The organism is uncultured Winogradskyella sp. (genome assembly GCF_947501905.1).
GTDB lineage: Bacteria > Bacteroidota > Bacteroidia > Flavobacteriales > Flavobacteriaceae > Winogradskyella.
Genome location: NZ_CANMXL010000004.1, coordinates 108,241 through 124,962, shown reverse-complemented (window position 1 = coordinate 124,962; position 16,722 = coordinate 108,241). Strand labels below are relative to the sequence as shown.

General features: G+C 32.6%; 18 protein-coding genes. 12 read left to right on the top strand and 6 right to left on the bottom strand.

All coding sequences use genetic code 11. The annotated features are described in order from the left end of the window. Positions 1-23: 23 nt before the first annotated feature. On the bottom strand, positions 24-1,118 hold the full coding sequence (ychF, locus tag Q0770_RS10430; RefSeq protein WP_299116669.1) for a redox-regulated ATPase YchF: 1,095 nt from the start codon (positions 1,116-1,118) through the stop codon (positions 24-26). A 187-nt stretch (positions 1,119-1,305) separates the two neighbouring features. Between ychF and Q0770_RS10425 the strand changes: the two genes are divergently transcribed. Continuing rightward, positions 1,306-2,472, top strand: coding sequence for a vWA domain-containing protein (locus tag Q0770_RS10425; protein ID WP_299116667.1), 1,167 nt, complete (start codon positions 1,306-1,308; stop codon positions 2,470-2,472). Positions 2,473-2,705: 233 nt separating this feature from the next. Here Q0770_RS10425 and Q0770_RS10420 read toward each other — a convergent pair whose 3' ends face one another. From Q0770_RS10420 to Q0770_RS10410, 3 genes are read right to left on the bottom strand one after another with little or no spacing between them, the layout of a single operon-like run. Then, positions 2,706-3,158: a pyridoxamine 5'-phosphate oxidase family protein gene (locus tag Q0770_RS10420; protein WP_299116665.1), complete on the bottom strand. Its 453-nt coding sequence runs from the start codon at positions 3,156-3,158 to the stop codon at positions 2,706-2,708. A gap of 11 nt (positions 3,159-3,169) precedes the next feature. After that, the gene (locus tag Q0770_RS10415; protein WP_299116663.1) at positions 3,170-3,688 is read right to left on the bottom strand and encodes an N-acetyltransferase; all 519 of its coding nucleotides are present in this window, start codon (positions 3,686-3,688) and stop codon (positions 3,170-3,172) included. Beyond that, on the bottom strand, positions 3,681-3,917 hold the full coding sequence (locus Q0770_RS10410; RefSeq protein WP_299116661.1) for a hypothetical protein: 237 nt from the start codon (positions 3,915-3,917) through the stop codon (positions 3,681-3,683). The genes Q0770_RS10415 and Q0770_RS10410 overlap by 8 nt, the downstream gene beginning before the upstream one ends. Before the next feature lie 167 nt (positions 3,918-4,084). Between Q0770_RS10410 and Q0770_RS10405 the strand changes: the two genes are divergently transcribed. After that, on the top strand, positions 4,085-4,495 hold the full coding sequence (locus Q0770_RS10405) for an Lrp/AsnC family transcriptional regulator (protein ID WP_299116659.1): 411 nt from the start codon (positions 4,085-4,087) through the stop codon (positions 4,493-4,495). Between the two features lie 142 nt (positions 4,496-4,637). Here Q0770_RS10405 and Q0770_RS10400 read toward each other — a convergent pair whose 3' ends face one another. Beyond that, complete coding sequence (locus Q0770_RS10400) at positions 4,638-4,991, bottom strand: 4Fe-4S dicluster domain-containing protein (protein ID WP_299116657.1); 354 nt, start codon at positions 4,989-4,991, stop codon at positions 4,638-4,640. Positions 4,992-5,152: 161 nt separating this feature from the next. On the opposite strand from Q0770_RS10400, the gene Q0770_RS10395 reads away from it, so the two are divergent. The 9 genes from Q0770_RS10395 (at position 5,153) to Q0770_RS10355 (ending at position 13,598) form a co-directional block, all read left to right on the top strand. After that, the gene (locus Q0770_RS10395; RefSeq protein WP_299116655.1) at positions 5,153-6,199 is read left to right on the top strand and encodes an acyl-CoA reductase; all 1,047 of its coding nucleotides are present in this window, start codon (positions 5,153-5,155) and stop codon (positions 6,197-6,199) included. A gap of 77 nt (positions 6,200-6,276) precedes the next feature. Continuing rightward, on the top strand, positions 6,277-7,338 hold the full coding sequence (serC, locus tag Q0770_RS10390; protein WP_299117458.1) for a 3-phosphoserine/phosphohydroxythreonine transaminase: 1,062 nt from the start codon (positions 6,277-6,279) through the stop codon (positions 7,336-7,338). Between the two features lie 13 nt (positions 7,339-7,351). Next, positions 7,352-8,302, top strand: a complete 951-nt coding sequence (locus Q0770_RS10385) for a D-2-hydroxyacid dehydrogenase (protein WP_299116653.1) — start codon at positions 7,352-7,354, stop codon at positions 8,300-8,302. Between the two features lie 98 nt (positions 8,303-8,400). Further along, positions 8,401-9,051 carry a DUF937 domain-containing protein gene (locus Q0770_RS10380; protein ID WP_299116651.1) on the top strand — a complete coding sequence of 217 codons (651 nt, stop codon included), beginning with the start codon at positions 8,401-8,403 and terminating at the stop codon, positions 9,049-9,051. A 198-nt stretch (positions 9,052-9,249) separates the two neighbouring features. Next, on the top strand, positions 9,250-9,687 hold the full coding sequence (locus tag Q0770_RS10375; protein ID WP_299116649.1) for a DUF6146 family protein: 438 nt from the start codon (positions 9,250-9,252) through the stop codon (positions 9,685-9,687). 26 nt (positions 9,688-9,713) lie between these two features. Beyond that, a complete protein-coding gene (locus tag Q0770_RS10370) occupies positions 9,714-10,208 on the top strand; it encodes a DUF6787 family protein (protein ID WP_299116647.1) in 495 nt (164 codons plus the stop codon). Beyond that, the gene (locus Q0770_RS10365; RefSeq protein ID WP_299116644.1) at positions 10,205-10,537 is read left to right on the top strand and encodes a hypothetical protein; all 333 of its coding nucleotides are present in this window, start codon (positions 10,205-10,207) and stop codon (positions 10,535-10,537) included. The genes Q0770_RS10370 and Q0770_RS10365 overlap by 4 nt, the downstream gene beginning before the upstream one ends. A 72-nt stretch (positions 10,538-10,609) precedes the next feature. Further along, entirely contained in the window at positions 10,610-13,009 is a 2,400-nt protein-coding gene (locus Q0770_RS10360) for a TonB-dependent receptor (protein ID WP_299116643.1), read from the top strand. A 19-nt stretch (positions 13,010-13,028) separates the two neighbouring features. Further along, positions 13,029-13,598 carry a type 1 periplasmic binding fold superfamily protein gene (locus tag Q0770_RS10355; RefSeq protein WP_299116641.1) on the top strand — a complete coding sequence of 190 codons (570 nt, stop codon included), beginning with the start codon at positions 13,029-13,031 and terminating at the stop codon, positions 13,596-13,598. A 47-nt stretch (positions 13,599-13,645) separates the two neighbouring features. Here the strand turns inward: Q0770_RS10355 and Q0770_RS10350 are convergent, their stop codons facing one another. Further along, positions 13,646-13,906 carry a hypothetical protein gene (locus Q0770_RS10350; protein WP_299116639.1) on the bottom strand — a complete coding sequence of 87 codons (261 nt, stop codon included), beginning with the start codon at positions 13,904-13,906 and terminating at the stop codon, positions 13,646-13,648. A 221-nt stretch (positions 13,907-14,127) separates the two neighbouring features. Here Q0770_RS10350 and Q0770_RS10345 point away from each other — a divergent pair, with 221 nt between their 5' ends. Further along, entirely contained in the window at positions 14,128-16,701 is a 2,574-nt protein-coding gene (locus Q0770_RS10345) for a DUF5916 domain-containing protein (protein ID WP_299116637.1), read from the top strand. Positions 16,702-16,722 lie beyond the last annotated feature (21 nt).

Here is a 16,722-nt window from a genome sequence, read left to right as displayed (position 1 = left end):
ATGTGCTTAGTTACAACACAAATCTACACATTGAACAAGAAATGCATTACATCACCATCTTTAACGATGTAATTCTTTCCTTCAACACGCATTTTACCAGCTTCTTTTACTTTAGATTCACTACCATAAGATACATAGTCATTATAAGAAATGACTTCCGCACGGATAAATCCTTTTTCGAAATCTGTATGTATAACACCTGCTGCTTGAGGCCCTGTAGCACCAATGTTTACGGTCCAAGCGCGAACTTCTTTTACACCTGCTGTAAAATAGGTTTGCTGATTTAAAAGCTTATATGCAGAACGAATCAATTTTGCCGAACCTGGTTCATCTAAACCTATATCTTGAAGAAACATTTGACGCTCTTCATAATCATCAAGCTCATTAATATCTGCCTCTGTACCAACCGCTAATACTAATACTTCAGCATTTTCGTCTTTTACAGTTTCTTTGACTTTATCGACGTATGTGTTTCCTGATATTGCTGCACCTTCATCGACATTACACACATACATCACTGGTTTGTCTGTAATAAATTGTGATGGCTTTACATAATCTGCATAATCTTCATCTGAAAACTCCAAAGCACGCACAGATGTTCCTGCTTCAAGACCTTCTTTTATTTTAAGTAAAACTGCTTCTTCAGCTTGTGCTTCTTTATTACCTGTTTTCGCTGCACGCTTTACTTTATCTAATTTCTTTTCTACAGTTTCTAAATCTTTTAACTGTAGTTCCATATCAATTGTTTCCTTGTCTCTAATTGGATCTACAGAACCATCAACATGGACAATATTATCATTATCAAAACAACGCAATACATGTAAAATAGCATCGGTTTCGCGAATATTGGCCAAGAATTGGTTTCCTAGACCTTCACCTTTACTCGCACCTTTTACTAAACCAGCAATGTCTACAATCTCAACAGTGGCAGGAATCACCTTTTCTGGGTTCACCAACTCTTCTAATTTAGATAATCTTGGGTCTGGTACGTTTACCACACCAATATTTGGTTCTATAGTACAAAACGGAAAGTTTGCACTTTGCGCCTTAGCATTAGATAGACAGTTAAATAAGGTTGATTTCCCTACGTTTGGTAATCCTACTATTCCAGCTTTCATGTATTGTATTTTTTGCGATTGCAAATGTAACCATTTAGAACAAAATGTTTTTAAATATTTAAACCAAAAAGAGATTACTCAATCAAAAGGTAAGATAACTCATTGGGAGTGCTCTTTAACTCATTATTTGTTTTTGATTTCATACTCACCATTTAGTTTAGCTGAAAATTCATCAAATCAAAATATCATGAAAAAGCAAATTTCTTTAATTATTCTAAGCATTGTTATGCTTAATTGTAAAAACTCCAACGAAATTCAAGCATCTAATAGTAAAGATGTATCAGTTTTAATTGAAACTAAAAGTGTGCATCCTACAAAAAATGCCGAAATTGTCTTTTGCCTTGATGCAACTGGCAGTATGGGCGGATTAATAGGTACTGCCAAAGAAAAAATCTGGGATATTGTTAGCGAACTCGCCCAAGATGGTGATATCGACACGTTAAAAATGGGCATGGTTTTTTACCGTGATCGAGGCGATAGTTTTGTAACCAAACAAATTGCCATGACTACAGATTTAGATGAGGCGTATACTGAGCTTTTAAAAATTACTGCCGCTGGCGGTGGTGATTCTCCAGAAAGTGTCAATCAAGGCTTACATGAAGCCATTACACAGATGAAATGGTCTACTGATAAAAAAACTTATAGAACCATCTTTGTAGTTGGTGACTGCCCACCGCATATGGATTACCAAGATGATGTGGAGTATACCGAAAGCTGTAAGCTTGCAGCAAAAAAAGGTATTACTATTAATACTATAAAATTAGGAAATGCTTGTTTGGAAGCTATACCTCATTTCAGAAATATGGCTTCATGTACTAATGGCGAATTTTTAAGATTAGACCAAAACGCACAAGACTATGTGATTGCAACACCTTACGATTTTGAAATTAATAGCCTATCAAGAAATATTGATGATACACGTATGTATTATGGTTCATTAGAAGAGCGTGAATACAACTACGATAAAAAAGCAAAGTCTATGGCGGTATACGATACTGGCTCTAGTACTGCTAACAGCTCTCGAGTAGCTTATAAACAAAGCAAAGCTGGACAAAAAGTAGCTTATGGCTCTCAGGAAATTATTAATGATTATGATAACGGTAAATTGGAGCTTGATAAGCTTGATGACGATAAACTTCCCAAAGAGCTAAAAGGAAAATCTTTAGCCGAAAAAGAACGTCTTATAAAAGAGATGTCTAACAAACGTAAAGCAGATAATGATAAACTCAAAGAACTCTTAAAAAAGAAGCGTGAGTTTATAGCACAAAAAGCCTTAGAAAGTAATGGCAAGTTGTCCTTTAGCAAAGAAGTGCTAAAAGTGATGAAAAAGCAAGCTAGTAAAAAAGAACTTTAGAAGTCACTATTCCAAAAGTGAAATATTAAATTCAGTATAAAGACTGCTATAACGAGAAATGTTAGTCCTACAACTAGGGTTAGAAAACAACCAATGTATTTCCAAATACCAGTGTAACCTTCATCTTGATTGTTTTTCATAGATGCAAATTATAAAAAATCCCAAACATTAAATTGTTTGGGATTTTTGCTACGCATTTTAACGAACTATATTGATTAACATATTTATATGTTTTAAAATCCATAAGCTTTTCTGGCACTTTCAATTTGTTCTTTTTCAGTAGTCTCTGGATAGAGTATGTATTTAGGTGCGATAATAGGTTTAACGCTATTTATAGTAATTTCAGTAATAGTGGAAAACGGAAAATCTCCACCAGCTATTTTTGTTAGCACCTTCTCCATTTCTAAAAAATCAATATTTATTTTTTTAATGATTTTTGCTTTACCCTTTATTTGAAAACCTTTTTGCACCAAAATATCGATAAAGCTAATACAAACATTTTCATTTTGTTTAATATTTTTAACTGTTTGTGGTGAAGCGATATTGGCAATAATAATTTTGTCTTTTCCAAAATAATTAAAAACTTCTTTTGGTGACACATTAGGTTCATTATCTTTTGATACTGTAGCTAACCAACAAAGTACACTTTTATCAATTGAAGTCTTTATTTCTTTAGTAAGTTCCATCTGTAATGTTATTAAGCAAGATTTTTAGAGAAAACTATATTTTCATATGCTTTTCCGCTTACAAGGAAGTTTAATTCTCCTATGTTTTTAAATTCATTTTTCTCATAGAATCTAATAGCTCTTTTGTTTTTTATGTAAACAGTTAACCACATAGTATCTAATTTTAGCTTTTTAACTTGCCCTTCAACAAAAGTTAGTAATTTTTGCCCAATTTTTAAGGGTATAAAATCGTTTAAGATAAAAATTCGCTCTAATTGGCAACTGTTTTGTGATACAATATTTTCGTTTGACACGTTTAGTACTACTTTAGCATAGCCCACAGGTAAATCATCTGCATAAATAATATAGAAAAGTTGCTTGGGACTGCTTACATTCTGTTTCGTTTTAAGAACTGAAAAATTCTCATCAAGGTATTTTAATACATCGTTTTTATCTTCGATATAATGACCATGAGACTCAGCCCATGTTAGTCGACCAAGAAGTGCTAAAACTTCTGTATCTGCTTCCGTAGCTATTTTTGTTTTAATCATTGCTAGTCTTATTTATTCGTAATCTTCTTATATGATACCCATGAAGCAATACAGCAATTGTACAACCTACAATTATTGGTGTGGCACTAATTAATACACCATATAAAATGTAACCCATATTCGCGATTAGTGAAATTAAACGTAGTTTATATTCGCCTTTGGTAGACATAGAATATAGATTAATAACCAAAGCTGCATAGCCAATACTATCAATTAAAAATGGACTCATGTTTTATATTTTTCTGTTAGATTAATTAAAGTTGAAAAACTATCATGCATAAATATCACAATACAAATATAGAATGCATTATTTCATTTTTAGTTTAAAATCGAATTAATAAATGTATATTTGAATTCGATTATATCGAATAAGTAATAATAAAATTACGATTACAAATGGATATGTTAGACAAAAAAATACTTGAAATGCTAAAAATCAATGCTAGAGAGAGCTTCGCTAATATTGGAAAAGAAATTGGGTTATCTGCTCCAGCTATAGGGAAACGTGTTAGGCAAATGGAAGACGAAGGTATAATCGAAGGCTATGCTTTAAAGGTAAATCACGAAAAGTTAGGCATAGAGACAAAAGCATACATAACATTAGTGATGCATCAAGGACTAACTGGAACATCGGGTGTTTTAGACAACATTCGTGCTATGGAGGAAGTACAAAGCTGTGATAGAATAACTGGTGATGATTGCCTTTGTGTTTTGGGTTATTTTAGAAATAACAGGCATCTTATTGCTTTTCTTGAGAAGCTATCTCAATACGGTGCAACTAAGACAAGTATAATTTTAGAAGTGTAATTCATTATTAATATACTACAATGACTTATAAGTCAAGTTAGATTTTAATCACACAAAGTCAATACGTAAAACTACATGTTTTATCATAAAAAAATCCCAAGCCAAAGCTCAGGATTCTTAAATATTTTTAATGGTTTACGACCTAATCATCAGGATGCATAAACTTCTGCTTTGCTAGTAGCTGCTCTTCAGTTTCTACAATGTTTTCATCAGGGATACAGCAATCTACTGGACAAACCTCTGCACATTGTGGTTCTTCATGGAAGCCCATACATTCTGTACATTTATCTGGAGCAATGTAATAGACCTCGTCACTAATAGGTTCTTGCGTTTCGTCTGCATCTACTTCCCTACCATCAGGTAATACAATCTTGCCATTAAGACTTGTACCATCTTTATAGCGCCAATCGTCAGCACCTTCATAAATCGCTGTATTTGGGCATTCTGGCTCGCAGGCACCGCAATTAATACATTCGTCTGTGATTATAATTGCCATAGTGTTTTAATTTTTTAATCTGGGGTTGCTATTTTTATTTGGTCAGATTGAATTCGCAAATCATATTTATTTATCAAAATCAAACCTTTTCTTGCTCATTTCGTTTCCGTAATTTTGCAGTTGCAAAAATAAAGCCAAAACACATTATTACCAAACCTTATATGGAATTACAACAAAGAGTTAACGCTTTTGCCAAATTGGGCCATTTTTTAAGTCAATTTACGAAGACCCCAAATGATGCAGATATTGATAAAGCATTGATTGATGGTTTTGCACATCAGCTAAAGTTAGCTCAAGAGAATAATGGTTGGTTTACTAAGAACAATCTAGATTTTGCAATACAATCTTGGACAGATTGCTTAACTCATAGTAATCTTAGTCAATGGGCAAACAATTACAACTTTAATGCTATAGAAACCAAAACCATAGCCATTATTATGGCTGGGAATATTCCATTGGTTGGTTTTCATGATTTTTTGAGTGTTTTAATTAGTGGACATAAGGTCATTGTAAAGCAATCCTCAAACGATAAGCATTTACTACCCTATTTAGCTAAATATCTCGAATATGTAGAACCTGGTTTTAAAGAAAAAATAGCATTTACAGAAGATAAGCTTGAAGATTATGATGCTGTTATAGCCACCGGAAGTAATAATACTGCACGTTATTTTGAATATTACTTTAAGGACAAACCATCTATTATAAGGAAAAATAGAAACTCAATTGCCATATTAACAGGTAACGAAACCGATGAGCAGCTTAGTGATTTATCTGATGATATTTTCACATATTATGGATTAGGATGTCGTAATGTTTCAAAACTATATGTGCCTGAAGATTATAATTTTGATGCCTTTTTTAATGCTGTTTTTAAATGGAAAGACATTATTAACGAAAGCAAATATGCTAATAATTACGATTACAACAAGGCCGTCTATATCATGAGTGAATTTGATATGTTGGAGAATGGCTTTTTGATGATAAAAGAAGACAAAAGCTTTGGTTCTCCGATAGCAACAGTATTTTATGAAAAGTATAAAGACGTTTTTACTTTAAAAGAGCAATTGGAGTCGGAAAAAGAAAACATTCAATGCATTGTTGCTAATGGATTTAATGCAGAAGAAATACTGTTTGGACAAACTCAAGAACCCAAATTATGGGATTATGCAGATAATGTAGATACTGTTGATTTCTTGTTGAAATTATAACCTAAAAATTATCATTTTCTTAATGGAAAATAGTCATATAATCGCCACCTTTGTAATGGTCAAAAAATGAAACCATGATTAAAAAACACAACTTTAGCGCAGGTCCTTGCGTACTTCCAAAATCGGTAATACAAAAAGCATCAGAAGCACTTTTAGACTTTGATAATGGCTTATCTTTAATAGAAATATCGCATCGTAGTAAACCCTTTGTTGATGTTATGGAGCAAGCACGTTCTCTAGCATTAGAGCTTTTGGGTTTAGAAGGTAAAGGTTATAAAGCGTTGTTTCTACAAGGTGGTGCAAGTTCGCAATTCTTAATGGTAGCACTCAATCTTTTAGAAAAAAGAGCGGGTTACCTAAATACAGGAACATGGTCTGATAAAGCCATTAAGGAAGCTAAAATATACGACGATATTTACGAAGTTGGTTCTTCAAAAACTGCGGGGTTCAATTATATTCCAAAAGGTTACGATATCCCAGAAGATTACGATTATTTCCACTGTACATCTAACAATACCATTTTTGGAACGCAGATGAAGAACTTTCCAAACTCTCCAATTCCAATGGTTTGTGATATGAGTAGTGATATTTTTTCAAGGACTTTAGATTTTTCAAAATTTGATTTAATCTACGCTGGTGCACAAAAAAACATGGGTCCAGCCGGTACAACTCTAGTTATCGTTAAAGAAGATATTTTAGGTAAAGTGTCTCGTAAAATTCCGTCTATGATGGATTACAAAGTACACATCAGCAAAGGCAGTATGTTTAATACACCACCAGTATTTGCTGTATATACTTCTATGTTAACCATGCAATGGTTAAAAGACTTAGGTGGTATTAAAGCCATTGAAGAAGAAAATGAAAAGAAAGCACGCTTAATGTATTCTGAAATTGATTTGAATCCATTGTTTAAAGGTTATTCTGTTAAAGAAGATCGTTCACATATGAATGCAACTTTTACATTAGAAAATGAAAACCTTAAAGAAACTTTTGATGCCATGATAAAAGAAGCTGGTATTAATGGTCTTAATGGACATAGAAGCGTTGGTGGTTATAGAGCATCAATGTATAATGCATTGACTTTAGATAGCGTAAAAGTGTTGGTTGAAGTGATGAGTGAATTAGAAAGTAAAGCTTAAAAATAAATTGAAAATGAAAGTATTAGCAAACGATGGTGTTTCTCAAAGCGGAATAGACGCATTAGAAACTGCTGGTTTTGAAGTCTTAACAACAACTGTTGCGCAAGAGCAGTTAGAAAATTACATCAACGAAAAAGAAATCGCAGTTCTATTGGTTAGAAGTGCAACGACTGTTCGCAAAAATATTATTGACAACTGCCCTAGCCTAAAAATAATTGGTCGTGGTGGTGTTGGTATGGACAATATCGATGTAGATTATGCGCGTAGCAAGGGATTACATGTTATTAATACGCCTGCTGCATCATCTCATTCTGTTGCAGAATTGGTATTTGGACATTTTTATGGATTAGCACGTTTTTTACATAACTCTAATCGCGATATGCCTCTCGAAGGTGATTCAAAATTTAAGGTTTTGAAAAAGTCTTATGCAAAAGGAACTGAGCTTAAAGGAAAAACCTTAGGTGTTCTAGGCTTTGGACGTATTGGACAAGCAACTGCTAAAGTTGCAATTGGAGCAGGAATGAAAGTGGTAGCTTTTGATCCTTTTATGGATGCTGCAGACTTAGAATTAGAGTTTTTTGATGGACAGAAAGTAAACTTCAATATAGAAACAGTATCTAAGGAAGAGGTTTTAAAACAAGCAGATTTCTTAACACTGCACGTTCCAGCTCAAAAGAATTATGTCATTGATGAAGCTGAATTTAAGCAAATGAAAGATGGGGTTATTATAGCTAATGCTGCTCGTGGTGGTGTTATTAATGAAGTTGCTCTTGTAAGAGCTATAGAAAGCGGAAAAGTTGCTAGAGCTGCATTAGATGTATTTGAAAAAGAACCACAGCCAGAAATTCAGTTATTAATGAATCCTGCATTATCCTTAACACCTCACACAGGTGCTGCAACCAATGAAGCTCAAGACAGAATTGGTACAGAATTGGCTTCACAAATTGTAAGCATACTCAAATAACTAAATAGTATTGTTAATATCGAACTAAAGTCTCAATTTTCATTGAGACTTTTTTCGTACATTGTTACTCTAATTATTAATTAATACTTTAAAAAAACATGTCAGGAATTTTAGACTTACTCAATAGCGATTTAGGAAAAACAATTATCAGTGGTGTTTCTGGTTCTACAAACACAGACCAAGGAAAAACAAGTAGTGTATTAACAATGGCATTACCTGTTTTAATGAAAGCAATGGAACGCAATGCTTCAACTCCTGAAGGAGCTCAAGGATTGATGGGTGCTCTAAATGATAAACACGATGGTAGTATTTTAGATAACTTAAGCGGTCTTTTTGGAGGTGGCGTAAACGAAGAAGTAAAAACTGATGGTTCAAAAATTTTAGGACACATTCTTGGACAAAGACAACAAGGTGTACAACAAGTTATTGGTCAAAAAGCAGGACTTGATGCGGGGTCGGTTGGAAATATTTTAAAGGTGGCCGCTCCAATTCTTATGGGTGTTTTAGGTAAGCAGTCACGTCAAAATAATGTAAGTTCTCAAAGTGGTTTAGGTGATTTACTTGGTGGTTTGCTAGGTGGCGCAAGTCAATCTGGACCTAGAACAAAAGAACAAGGTTTCTTAGAACAAATCTTAGATGCTGATGGTGACGGAAGCATTGTAGATGATGTAGCAGGAATGGTACTTGGAGGTGGTTCTAAGAAAAAAGGTGGTCTTGGCGGATTGTTAGGCGGATTGTTTGGCAGATAGTAATTTCTAGCTTTATATATTTAAAAGCAGCTTTTATAGCTGCTTTTTTTTTGTTACTCATCTATATCTAGAGTTTACTCAACAAAAAGTCTAAGTAACGCATTTTGACTTTTAAGATTTTATATGTATTCGGTAATTTGAAGTGTTAAATACAAATCAAAACTCTCAAACAAATTCAATATTTAATACCTTTATATTATGAAAAAGATTATTCCATTTCTACTCGTATTAATACTAGTCGCAAGCTGTAAATCTATTGATGGTCCAAAACCAGTTAGTGAAGAACGTGAAGAAAGCCTTGTTGCTAATGATACTGTAGTTATCGATAGTGATGAAAATGCTTATGAAATTATTATTATTGAACCTGGTTTTAATGCCTGGTTGATTACCACTGCTAGACCCAGACACTATTACTCGCAAGAGTACATGGAGGCTCGAAATCAGATTTATGTAAACAATTGGAATATTAGAGTAAATCAACCTTTACAATTTGATTCTAACTTATATGAACTAAGAATAGATTATAACAATAGAGAAGATTATGGCTATGAGATTAACTATAAACTTTACAACTACTTTATTTATTTTCAATTAAAATATAAACAAAAACTAGGGCCGTTTACTCCTAGAATTTAATGTAAATTTGCTGCGTTTTTAACGCTATGGAAAAATTTAAAAAACGTTGGGAAATTACCCAAGATTGGCAATTATTATTTCCTTTTCTAGGAATTATTGCTTTAGCCTACACATCATATAAAATATCAAATGCTGTAATTAGTAAATTTGGGGTTATCGCTACAGTTATATTTGCAGCAGCTTTGTTTTTTGTATTACTTAAGTTTATACTATTTCTATTCAAAAAACTAGAAAAAAAGTGGATTCTTGACCAGAAATGGGAAATGATACGTGTTTTTATAGTCTTTGCCATTACTGGTAGTTCTTCAATGTTTATAGGCAGGCCAATTATAAAGCTTATAGGAATTACTAAAGAAAACCTAAACCCTTTTATATATTGGGTATTATTTATTATCATTGGGCTAATTTTTTACCAAATCCTTTTAGTTATCTTTGGGTGGTTATTTGGGCAGTTTCAATTTTTCTGGAATTTTGAAAAGAAAATGTTGAGACGCTTTGGTTTAAGTCGATTTATAGATTGAGAATAAACACAGAACATATCTGCTTCAAAATTATAGCTTTAACACTCGTTATTGCTATAATTACTCCTGCTTTAGTGAAATTCTCTCATGGATTTCAAAATCATGAGCACGAAGTGTGTTATGGTGAATCTACATCACATTTACACGAGTTAGATATAGATTGTGACTTTTACAAATTTAAACTCAATACACAATATGTTCATTTATTAAAGCCTATAAATGTTCTAGAAATTGAACAAGTAAGACTTGAGATAAAATCACAGTATACTTTTATAAGCGATTATCAAAGGCTTCAAACTTCTCTCAGAGGCCCACCTACTTCAGTTTAATTAAAAACTGAAATTCATTCTTTTAAAACATCATATTAGAGGTGTTTTAATTACACATTTATTATTTTTTTAATGAAGCGATTTTTTATAATAGTAGCTTTAACATTCTTTTATTCAGGATTTTCCCAAGACTGCAATAATATATTTCTTGGAGAACTTATTGATTTTCATGATAAGACACCAATCATTGGTGCGACTATATATATCAAAACTTTAGATAAGTATACGACGTCAGACATTGATGGAAAGTTTAAGATTGAAAATCTTTGCAATGGTTCATTGACATTAATTATTTCTCATGTAGGTTGTGAAACAAAAACACTTACATATGAGATTAATGGAGATATTTATAAACTTATAGATTTAGAGCACCATATTGAAGAATTAAATGAAGTTTCTATAAAGACGCAGGGAAATAAAAAAGAGACATTAACAGCTCAAGAAACCATAATAAATTCTGAAGCGTTAAAAAAATACAGTAGCTTAAGCCTTGGTGATGCATTAAAAGAAGTGCCTGGTGTTTCTTCTATTAATACTGGAAATACTATTGTAAAACCTATGGTTAATGGCATGCATAGTAGTCGTCTGCTAATTGTTAATAACAATGTGCGCTTACAAGACCAAGAATGGGGTATTGAACATGCACCGAGTATAGATATTAATTCTGCTAATCAGATTTCAGTTATTAAAGGTTCTGGTGCCTTACAATATGGTGGAGATGCCATTGGAGGTGTAATTGTTATAAATCCTGTTCGTGTAATCTTAAAAGACACACTTTATGGCAAAACGGCTATAAATGGACAGACAAACGGGCGTGGTTATAATATTACGTCTTCTTTAAACAAAACATTTCAGAGTGGTTGGTTTGCTAATGTTCAAGGTACTGTAAAGCAAAATGGTGACTTCGAAGCTCCAGATTATGTTCTAACAAATACAGGCATAAATTCTCAAGGATTTACTATTAATGGTGGTAAGAAAACTTTTGAATCTGGTTTTGAAGTCTTTTATAGTTACCTGAATAATGAAATCGGAATTTTAAGGTCAGCTCATATAGGAAATATTCGCGATTTGGTTGATGCCATAAACTCACAAGAGCCTTTTATAGTAGAAGATTTTAGCTATGATATTAATTCTCCAAAACAAGAGATTACACATCATTTAGCAAAAGCTTTATATTATAAACGTTTTAAAAATTTTGGAAAGCTAAATTTACAATACGACTACCAGAATAATCAACGTTTTGAGTTTGATGTTCGTGTAGGTGAAGATAGAGATACACCTGCATTAGACTTAAACCTGCAAACGCACACTATTATGGCAGATGTTGTGTTAGATGCTAATTTAAAACGAAAAGTCACTTTTGGTTTTATGGGAAGATATCAAAACAATTTTGCCAATCCAGATACAGGTGTAAGACGATTGATTCCAGATTATGATAAGTATGATTTTGGTGTTTACGGTACCACGGAATGGGTAATTAATGATGACTTGACTTTAGATGCTGGTTTACGTTACGATTTCAATAGAATAGATGCAAAGAAATTTTATCAAATATCTCGTTGGAATGAACGTGGTTATAATGCAGATTTTGCTGATATAATTATTGATGATTTAGGAACGCAATTACTAACTAATCCAGTATTTGACTATCACAATATATCGGCATCTGTTGGTGTTATGCATAACCTAAATGATGATAGTTATCTATTGGCTAATTATGGTTTATCTAGTAGACCTCCTAATCCTTCTGAGCTTTTTAGTGATGGTCTACACCACTCTGCAGCTCGAATTGAATTGGGTGATTTACGCTTAAACCAAGAAATATCCAATCGTATTTCTCTGACTTATAATTTATCGAAATCAAAATTCAATCTAAACATAGATGCCTTTTATAATAGAATCAATGATTTTATGTATTTAAGACCATCTGGGATTGAACAGACGATAAGAGGCGCTTTCCCTGTTTGGGAGTTTACACAAACGAATGCTGCTTTCTTTGGTATGGATTTGTCAACTAGCTATGCATTTACAAATAATTTTCAATGGTCTAACCTCTCTGCTTTTATTAAGGCAAAAGACACAAAAGAGAGTCAAGCCATAATTGATATTCCTGCGTTTAATACAAATAATACAATAACCTTTACTAAACCTGAATGGAATAACTTTTCGGCTAGCTTAAAGTCCGAATGGGTGTTTGAACAGAATGAATTTCCAGATTTTAATTTTGAAACCTTTATTGCTTCCACTAATGAAACTATCTTAGTAGATATCAGTACGCCACCACCTGCATATCATCTATTACATTTTTACAGTGAGGCCACTTTTCCTATATCTAAAAAAGTAGCATTAAATGTAGGATTAAGTATAAACAACTTATTAGATACTAATTACAGAACCTACCTAAACAGATTGCGTTATTTTGCAGACGATTTAGGCAGAAATATTATGCTACAATTACAATTAAATTATTAACAATCAAAAAAATACAAATATGAAAACTTTAAAAATATCTTTCTTAACATTACTTGCTTCTTTATTTATTGTCTCTTGTTCATCAGACGATGACAATCCAGATCCAGTAAACGAAGAAGAAGTAATAACGACCCTTCGTTTAACACTAACACCTCAAGGTGGTGGAGCTAATGTAGTAATGTTATCACAAGATTTAGATGGAGATGGTCCTAACCCACCAGTAGTAACAAATGCTGATTTAACTGCAGGTGTAACATACAATGGAACTGTTCAAGTATTAAACGAACTTGAAACACCTGCTGAAAACATAACATTAGAAGTTGCTCAAGAAGATGATGAACACCAATTTTTCTATGAGTTTACAGGATCTGCTAATTCATCATTTGCATACGCTGATACGGATGGAAATGGCGACCCAGTTGGTATTACTATTACATTAACTGCTGGAACAGCTTCTACTGGTAATACTTTAACAGTGACATTAATTCACGAGCCAATAAAAGATGCTGCAGGTGTTAGCAATGGTGATATTACTAATGCAGGTGGAGAAACAGATGTTGAAGTTACGTTTACTTACAATGTTAACTAATAACATATTTATATATAAAAAAGCACCTTCTAAGGTGCTTTTTTTGTTTACTTCCTTTTTATAATATAAGTATAAATCCACATGATAGTAAATGTTGGTATAACATCACTAAAAGGAAATGCTTCCTCTAAAAAAGCGATTACACCAGCAATTTTTCCTGCTTTGCCTTTATAAAGTTTTGTCATTATAAAGCCAGAAAACGGTGCCCAGATAACATCTGAAAACTCACCAATTCCTGGAATAATAAATGATAGATAGCCCATTGCATCTAGCAAAAGACTTAAGAATAGTTTTGGGTATTTCTTCATTAAAAAAATTAAATATTAACTAATAATCTTAGAACAATAAGTATTCCAAATTTGATGTTGTCAGATTTTTCAATAATGCATATTAACAACTCTTAAACCTTTTTAACTTTTAATTAAGAGCACCGCATATCATGAGAATGTAGATTTGTGCTGTTAAGGTGTAACAATCGCGTAATAATTACATCTTTTATACATTACTAACTATCATCAGTCAATCAATTATGAACGTACGTTCAATTTTTATTCTACTTCTTTTTATTAGTGTCTTTAGTTTTACTTTCTCTCAAGAAGTTAACATAGACCCAGAAAATAAAAAAACATTAAACATACAGCGAACAAGTACAGCTCCAAAAATTGATGGTGTTTTAGATGATGCTGTATGGGAAAACGCAGAGATAGCTTCAGACTTTACACAATTTAGACCAGAAATGGGTGTAAAACCATTAGATTATCAAAAGACAATAGTAAAAATGGCTTATGATGATAATGCCATATACATTTCAGCATATTTATATGACAAACCAGAAGAGATACAAAGACAGTTAACAAGCCGTGATAATTTTGGACAATCGGACTTCTTTTTAGTAGTTCTCAATCCAAATAATGATGCACAAAACGATACAGAATTTTTCGTTTTTAGTTCTGGTACACAAGCCGATGCTATTGCCAACCCTAATAATGGTGAGGATTTTGGATGGAGTGCTGTATGGGATAGCGCAGTAAAAATTGTGGACGATGGGTGGATTGTAGAGATGAAAATCCCCTACAGAACGTTGCGTTTCTCAAAAGATGTTAAAACATGGGGAATGCAATTCCATAGACGATTTCAGGTCAATAATACCCAATACACATGGAATCCATTAGACAGAACAAAAGGCAATATTGGCTTATATCATGGAGAGCTTAAGGGAATAAAAGATATTGAACCACCTGTAAGACTTAATCTTTATCCATTTGCATCTACAGTTTTTGACAACTTCGATAAGCCAACATTTAAGCTTGGAATGGATGTTAAATACGGTATTACAGAAAATATCACTTTAGATGCTACATTAATTCCTGACTTTAGTCAAGCAGGCTTCGACAATTTGGTACTAAATCTAGGCCCTTTTGAACAAACTTTTGGAGAACAGCGACAATTTTTTACTGAAGGTGTAGATTTATTTAATAAAGGTAATTTATTCTTCTCAAGAAGAATTGGTGCTGCACCAAGAGGTAGTATTGACATCACTGATGAAGAAAGTGTAAGTAATGTCCCTGACAATGTTAAAGTGCTTAATGCATTAAAAATTTCTGGAAGAAATGAAAACGGATTAGGTATTGGTATTTTTAATGCTGTAACCGAAAAAACAGAAGCTGTTGTTACTAATAATGTCACAGATGAGAGCAGAAATGAGATTATAGAACCACTTACCAACTATAATATATTTGTAATCGACCAGCAGTTTAATGGTAATTCTTCAATAGGTATTGTAAACACAAGTGTTTGGCGTAATGGGTCAGAGTTTAGAGATGCGTATTCAGGTGCATTAGTTGCAAATATTAACAACAAACGTAATACTTATAATATCAGAACTGACCTTAAAGTTAGCCAGACAGAGTTTGATTTAGATGGCGAATTTGGTTTTAATTCATTTTTTAGAATTGGTAAATCTCACGGAAAATTCAGATATAGCTTTGATCATAGTTTTTCTAATGATAAGTTTGATATAAACGATATTGGTTTAAATTTTAGAAACAACTTCAACAATTTTGGAATTGATATTAATTACAGAATATTTGAACCTACTGAAAAGCTAAATAGTTTCTTCGCGAATTTCTACGTCAACTACAGACGACTTTACAAGCCAGGTGAATTCTCAGGAACAAATTTTGGATTCTTTGTAAATGCACAGACAAAAAAGTTATTGAGATTAAGGGGAAGTATTAATTTTGAACCTGGCAAGCAATTCGATTTTTTTGAGCCAAGAGATTTTGAGAATAAGCGCTTTTTTGTGTTTGAGAATATTGGTTTTATTCGTGCTGACATTAACACCAATGAAAATAAATTACTATCTGTTGGATTAGGTGCAAATACATTCCATGCTTTTGATAGCGAAAGAGATCTTTTTGGGTATAGATTTAATGTCTCTCCTGCCCTTCGTCTGAGTGATAAATTTAGATTAGGTTTTAATTATTCGTATCAAAATAACAAAGGTAGTCGAGGATTTGCTAACAATTCTAATAACATTGATGGAGAAATCATTTTTGGAGAAAGAGACATCATAACAATAGAGAATTCTTTGTCTGGCAGTTACACTTTTAATCCTTTTCATACGGTATCATTAACCTTAAGGAACTTCTGGTCTACTGTGAATTATGATAATAACCCATATTTCTTGCAAGAAGATGGTACTCTTGTTGAGCAAGCTAATACATGGGATGAATTAGGATTAGGAGATTCTAATGTGAATTTTAATACATGGAACTTAGACTTAAATTACACATGGCAAGTTGGACCAGGAAGTTTTTTAACTGCATTATATAGAAATCAATTATTCAATGCTGGAACAAATTCTGAAGACAATTATTTTGAAAGTTTAGGTGATTTATTTGATCAAGACATTAATCACATTCTGTCTGTAAGATTGCAGTATTTCATTGATTATAACAGTATTAAAGGTATATTCAAGAAAAAAAATAATAGCACCAAAGCTCTTGGTTTGCAAACACAAATGCATAATGAAACTTTAAGACGTAACGCAATGATAGATAATTCTTATATTGACGGTTATAATTACAACTCATATCAATAATTAGTGACGCACTCAAAGTCT

Coding starts and splice junctions, on each gene's coding strand:
- Q0770_RS10370 (WP_299116647.1), top strand. CDS start 9,714: ATGGAAAAATTTAAAAAACGTTGGGAAATTACCCAAGATTGGCAATTA.
- Q0770_RS10415 (WP_299116663.1), bottom strand. CDS start 3,688: ATGATTAAAACAAAAATAGCTACGGAAGCAGATACAGAAGTTTTAGCA.
- ychF (WP_299116669.1), bottom strand. CDS start 1,118: ATGAAAGCTGGAATAGTAGGATTACCAAACGTAGGGAAATCAACCTTA.
- Q0770_RS10360 (WP_299116643.1), top strand. CDS start 10,610: ATGAAGCGATTTTTTATAATAGTAGCTTTAACATTCTTTTATTCAGGA.
- Q0770_RS10355 (WP_299116641.1), top strand. CDS start 13,029: ATGAAAACTTTAAAAATATCTTTCTTAACATTACTTGCTTCTTTATTT.
- Q0770_RS10405 (WP_299116659.1), top strand. CDS start 4,085: ATGGATATGTTAGACAAAAAAATACTTGAAATGCTAAAAATCAATGCT.
- Q0770_RS10400 (WP_299116657.1), bottom strand. CDS start 4,991: ATGGCAATTATAATCACAGACGAATGTATTAATTGCGGTGCCTGCGAG.
- Q0770_RS10420 (WP_299116665.1), bottom strand. CDS start 3,158: ATGGAACTTACTAAAGAAATAAAGACTTCAATTGATAAAAGTGTACTT.
- Q0770_RS10375 (WP_299116649.1), top strand. CDS start 9,250: ATGAAAAAGATTATTCCATTTCTACTCGTATTAATACTAGTCGCAAGC.
- Q0770_RS10385 (WP_299116653.1), top strand. CDS start 7,352: ATGAAAGTATTAGCAAACGATGGTGTTTCTCAAAGCGGAATAGACGCA.
- Q0770_RS10410 (WP_299116661.1), bottom strand. CDS start 3,917: ATGAGTCCATTTTTAATTGATAGTATTGGCTATGCAGCTTTGGTTATT.
- Q0770_RS10425 (WP_299116667.1), top strand. CDS start 1,306: ATGAAAAAGCAAATTTCTTTAATTATTCTAAGCATTGTTATGCTTAAT.
- Q0770_RS10395 (WP_299116655.1), top strand. CDS start 5,153: ATGGAATTACAACAAAGAGTTAACGCTTTTGCCAAATTGGGCCATTTT.
- Q0770_RS10350 (WP_299116639.1), bottom strand. CDS start 13,906: ATGAAGAAATACCCAAAACTATTCTTAAGTCTTTTGCTAGATGCAATG.
- Q0770_RS10345 (WP_299116637.1), top strand. CDS start 14,128: ATGAACGTACGTTCAATTTTTATTCTACTTCTTTTTATTAGTGTCTTT.
- Q0770_RS10380 (WP_299116651.1), top strand. CDS start 8,401: ATGTCAGGAATTTTAGACTTACTCAATAGCGATTTAGGAAAAACAATT.